Raw genomic sequence first — 4,286 nt, 5'->3', positions numbered from 1 at the left:
ACAGCGAATTGGTGACAACCCTTGAGGGTATCGAACAATCAACCATCGACGACATCAACAAGGATGCTTCTATCACTGATAAGGAAGCGGCGATTAAGGCAGCTAAAGAAGTGATTGGCAAGGACGGCATCTTGAAAGCTATCGAAGAAGGTGACATTGATGCGTCAGATTTGTTAGATGATTTCTTGGCAGAAGACAGCGATCAGGTGACACCGGCCGAAGTGAAGAGCCAAGAAGATTTCTCAAGTCAAGACCAAGCTAAACTGGCTGCAGCCGACAAGGAAGCAGCAGAAGAGGCAGCCAAAGTTCGCTCAGAATTGCTTTCAACTCTTGAAGGAATCGAAAAATCAACCATCGAAGACATCAACAAAGACGCCACTATCACTGATAAGGAAGCGGCGATTAAGGCAGCTAAAGAAGTGATTGGCAAAGATGCTATCCTGAAAGCCATTGAAGAAGGTGACATCGAAGCGTCCGACTTGTTAGACGATTTCTTAGCAGAAGACAGTGATCAGGTGACACCGGTCGAAGAGATGAGCCAAGAAGATTTCTCAAGTCAGGACCAAGCTAAACTGGCTGCAGCGGACAAGGAAGCGGCGGAAGAGGCAGCCAAAGTTCGCTCAGATTTAATCGCTACCTTAGAAAAAATTGAAAAATCAACCATCGATGATATCAACAAGGATGCCACTATCACTGATAAGGAAGCTGCGATTAAGGCAGCTAAAGAAGTGATTGGCAAGGATGCTATCTTGAAAGCCATTGAAGAAGGCGACATTGATGCCTCAGACTTGTTGGCAGATTTTTTGGCAGAAGATAGTGATCAGGTGACACCGGCCGAAGCAAAAACTCAATCTCAACTTTCTGACCAGGACCAAGCAAAACTCGCTGCGGCAGATAAGGAAGCGGCAGAAGAAAATAGTAATGCGAAAAAACTTGAGCTAAGTAAATTAGAAGAGCAAGTTGCTAAGATTAAAGCGCAATTATCAAGTTTACAAGTTTCTGGTGACAAGAATAGTCAAGTAAAAGACTTGCAACAAGCTTTAGTAGACTATGAGGATGCTATTAAGTCTCTAAGTAGTGTCATGTCGGCTGTTCTTGAAATTGAAGACTTTAAAGGTGGGGTGAACGCAGTGGAAGCTGCAACTGCAGAGTTGCCAGAATACAACAAAGGTGCAAATGCGGTAGAAGCTGCTGTAAATGAACTCCCAGCCTATGCAGAAAGTGGCGCACCAGTCGTAGCGAACGTTCCAGCTTACGGAGAAAGCGGTGCCCCAATAGTAAACAATGCTCTGCCTTATGCAGAAAGTGGCGCACCAGCCGTAGCGAATGTTCCAGCCTATGCAGAAAGCGGTGCCCCAGCCCTAGCAAATGTTCCAGTTTATGCAGAAAGTGGTGCTCCGGCAGTAGCGACTGTTCCAGTTTATGCAGAAAGCGGTGCTCCAGCAGTAGCGAATGTCCCAGTTTATGCAGAAAGTGGTGCTCCAGCAGTAGCCAATATTCCAGCCTACGCTGAAAAGATTGAACCAGCAGTAAACGAAGTTCCAGAATACACTGGCAGTGTAGCTCCTTTGGCTACAAGCCCTACTTTTGGAACTGAACAAGATCGTACCTACAAAGCGCCTGCAGCAACAGATGAGCAACTCCTTCCAAATACAGGAAGCCAAGATGCTTCAGCAGTTGCATCGCTAGGATTTATTGGTCTCCTTCTTGGTTTGCTACCATTTGCAAAGAGAAAATTGAACAAATAAATCGCATGAAATCAATAAAAGAAAAGGATTTGAATAGTCCTTTTCTTTTTTATGGTGAAATAGGGACAAGTCCACGTTTTTCAGCTCTTTCCGATGGTATTTTTCCTTGCTTTCCTTTATAATGGGTGTATGAACAAGAAAAAATTATTATTAATTGATGGATCTTCTGTTGCTTTTCGAGCTTTTTTTGCGCTCTATCAGCAGTTGGATCGTTTTAAAAATGCTAATGGCCTTCATACCAATGCAATCTATGGCTTTCAACTCATGTTGAATCATGTCTTGGAGCGGGTTGAGCCCAGTCATGTTTTGGTAGCCTTTGATGCAGGCAAGACGACTTTCCGAACAGAGATGTATGCAGACTACAAGGGTGGCCGTGCTAAAACTCCAGATGAGTTTCGTGAGCAATTTCCCTTCATTCGTGAGTTGTTAGACCACCTTGGGATTCGCCATTATGAGTTGGCCCAGTATGAAGCCGATGATATCATCGGGACCCTAGGTCGCTTGGCTGAGCAGGATTCTTTTGATGTGACTATCGTCAGTGGAGACAAGGATTTGATCCAGTTGACGGATGAGCATACGGTGGTTGAGATTTCCAAGAAAGGTGTGGCTGAGTTTGAGGCTTTTACGCCAGACTATCTCATGGAAAAGATGGGCCTCACACCAGCTCAGTTCATTGATCTTAAGGCTCTTATGGGGGATAAGTCTGATAATATCCCTGGCGTCACGAAAATCGGTGAAAAGACGGGTATCAAGCTCTTGCTGGAGCATGGTTCGCTTGAGGGTATTTATGAAAATATTGATGGGATGAAGGCTTCTAAGATGAAGGAAAATCTCATCAATGACAAGGAACAGGCCTTTTTATCGAAAACACTAGCGACCATTGAGACTCAGGCACCAATTGAGATTGGACTAGACGATTTGGTCTATAATGGCCCAGATGTGGAAAATCTTGGGAAATTCTACGATGAGATGGGCTTCAAACAGCTCAAACAAGCTTTAAATATTTCATCGACAGATGTGCCTGAAAGTTTGGATTTCGCCATCGTTGACCACGTCAGTCAAGACATGCTGAGTGCCGACTCTATCTTCCACTTTGAACTCTTTGGTGAAAATTACCATACAGATGATTTGGTTGGTTTTGCCTGGTCCTGTGGGGATAAACTTTACACTACAGATAAACTTGAGCTCTTGCAGGAGCCGATTCTCAAGGATTTTCTAGAAAAAACACCTCTGAAAGTGTATGACTTTAAAAAAGCTAAGGTTCTCTTAAATCGCTTGGGTTTGAATCTGCAGGCCCCTGCTTTTGACAGCCGTTTGGCAAAATACTTACTCTCAACAGTTGAGAACAATGAAATCTCAACCATTGCGAGTCTCTATGGCCAGACTTATCTGGCTGATGATGAGACTTTCTACGGTAAGGGGGTCAAGAAAGCTATCCCTGAGAGAGAGAAATTCTTGGAGCATTTGGCTCGCAAGGTTGCGGTATTGGTTGAGACGGAGCCGGTTTTACTTGAAAAACTCAGTGAACATGGACAGTTAGACCTTCTCTATGACATGGAGCAACCTCTGGCTTTCGTCCTTGCTAAGATGGAAATTGCTGGAATCAAGGTCAAAAAAGAAACCCTACTTGAGATGCAGGCTGAAAATGAGGTCGTCATTGAGCAACTCACTCAAGAGATTTATGAGCTAGCTGGTGAGGAGTTTAATATCAACTCCCCTAAGCAGTTGGGCGTGCTTCTCTTTGAAAAACTGGGTCTTCCTCTAGAATACACCAAGAAAACCAAAACAGGTTACTCGACAGCCGTGGATGTGCTAGAGCGACTAGCTCCTATTGCTCCGATTGTTAAAAAAATCCTCGATTACCGTCAGATTGCTAAGATTCAATCCACTTATGTGATTGGTTTGCAGGACTGGATTTTGGCTGATGGCAAGATCCACACGCGCTACGTGCAGGATTTGACTCAGACTGGGCGTCTGTCTAGTGTAGATCCAAACTTGCAAAATATTCCTGTGCGTTTGGAACAAGGCCGTCTCATTCGTAAGGCTTTTGTGCCTGAGTGGGAGGATAGTGTGCTGCTCAGCTCGGACTATTCACAGATTGAATTGCGCGTTTTGGCGCATATCTCTAAGGATGAGCACTTGATTAAGGCCTTTCAAGAGGGGGCAGATATCCATACCTCGACGGCCATGCGGGTCTTTGGAATTGAACGTCCTGAGGATGTGACTCCAAACGACCGTCGTAATGCCAAGGCGGTAAACTTTGGAGTGGTTTACGGGATTTCCGACTTTGGTTTGTCTAATAATCTGGGCATCAGCCGTAAAGAGGCTAAAGTCTACATCGACACTTACTTTGAACGCTTCCCAGGTATTAAAAACTACATGGATGAAGTGGTGCGTGAGGCGCGTGATAAGGGTTATGTAGAGACTCTCTTCAAGCGTCGTCGTGAGTTGCCAGATATTAATTCACGCAACTTCAACATTCGTGGTTTTGCAGAGCGGACAGCCATCAACTCTCCTATCCAGGGCTCAGCAGCAGAT

At 44.8% G+C, this 4,286-nt stretch carries 2 protein-coding genes; both read left to right on the top strand.

Annotated elements, in window-relative coordinates; translation table 11 throughout:
• On the top strand, positions 1 to 1,748 hold a 1,748-nt coding region (locus tag GMD3S_RS0209320; RefSeq protein ID WP_025173003.1), incomplete at its 5' end, for an SIALI-17 repeat-containing surface protein.
• Between the two features lie 129 nt (positions 1,749 to 1,877).
• Positions 1,878 to 4,286, top strand: a 2,409-nt coding sequence (gene polA, locus GMD3S_RS0209315; protein ID WP_025173002.1) for a DNA polymerase I, incomplete at its 3' end; no start/stop codon positions are given.

Source organism: Streptococcus sp. GMD3S, assembly GCF_000298695.2.
Taxonomy (GTDB): Bacteria; Bacillota; Bacilli; order Lactobacillales; family Streptococcaceae; genus Streptococcus.
Note: the sequence above shows the minus strand (reverse complement) of the source record. Positions and strands in the feature narration are given on the sequence as shown.